The organism is Streptomyces sp. NPDC002825, from assembly GCF_040295385.1.
In the GTDB taxonomy this organism is placed as follows: Bacteria; Actinomycetota; Actinomycetes; order Streptomycetales; family Streptomycetaceae; genus Streptomyces.
This window is the reverse complement of the sequence record NZ_JBEOVH010000080.1, coordinates 1-1,084: the sequence shown is the minus strand read 5'-3', so window position 1 is coordinate 1,084 and position 1,084 is coordinate 1. Positions and strand designations below refer to the sequence as shown.

Below are 1,084 nucleotides of genomic sequence, written 5' to 3'. Positions count from 1 at the left end.
GGGTGGCTGGTCGTTGTTTGAGAACTACACAGTGGACGCGAGCATCTGTGGCCAAGTTTTTAAGGGCGCACGGTGGATGCCTTGGCACCAGGAACCGATGAAGGACGTGGGAGGCCACGATAGTCCCCGGGGAGCCGTCAACCAGGCTTTGATCCGGGGGTTTCCGAATGGGGAAACCCGGCAGTCGTCATGGGCTGTCACCCATGCCTGAACACATAGGGCATGTGGAGGGAACGAGGGGAAGTGAAACATCTCAGTACCCTCAGGAAGAGAAAACAACCGTGATTCCGGGAGTAGTGGCGAGCGAAACCGGATGAGGCCAAACCGTATGCGTGTGATACCCGGCAGGGGTTGCGCATGCGGGGTTGTGGGATCTCTCTTCTGTCGTCTGCCGGCGACAGGACGAGTCAGAAACCGTATGGATAGGCGAAGGACATGCGAAAGGTCCGGCGTAGAGGGTAAGACCCCCGTAGCTGAAATCTGTACGGCTCGTTTGAGAGACACCCAAGTAGCACGGGGCCCGAGAAATCCCGTGTGAATCTGGCGGGACCACCCGCTAAGCCTAAATATTCCCTGGTGACCGATAGCGGATAGTACCGTGAGGGAATGGTGAAAAGTACCGCGGGAGCGGAGTGAAATAGTACCTGAAACCGTGTGCCTACAAGCCGTGGGAGCGTCGGATACAGCTTGCTGTATCTCGTGACTGCGTGCCTTTTGAAGAATGAGCCTGCGAGTTTGCGGTGTGTTGCGAGGTTAACCCGTGTGGGGAAGCCGTAGCGAAAGCGAGTCCGAATAGGGCGATTCAGTAGCACGCTCAAGACCCGAAGCGGAGTGATCTAGCCATGGGCAGGTTGAAGCGGAGGTAAGACTTCGTGGAGGACCGAACCCACCAGGGTTGAAAACCTGGGGGATGACCTGTGGTTAGGGGTGAAAGGCCAATCAAACTCCGTGATAGCTGGTTCTCCCCGAAATGCATTTAGGTGCAGCGTCGTGTGTTTCTTGCCGGAGGTAGAGCACTGGATAGGCGATGGGCCCTACCGGGTTACTGACCTTAGCCAAACTCCGAATGCCGGTAAGTGAGAGC

General features: G+C 56.8%; 1 rRNA gene. It reads left to right on the top strand.

From position 1 onward, the window contains the following. Positions 1-49: 49 nt before the first annotated feature. Positions 50-1,084, top strand: a 23S ribosomal RNA gene (locus ABT041_RS38955); the annotation flags it as partial.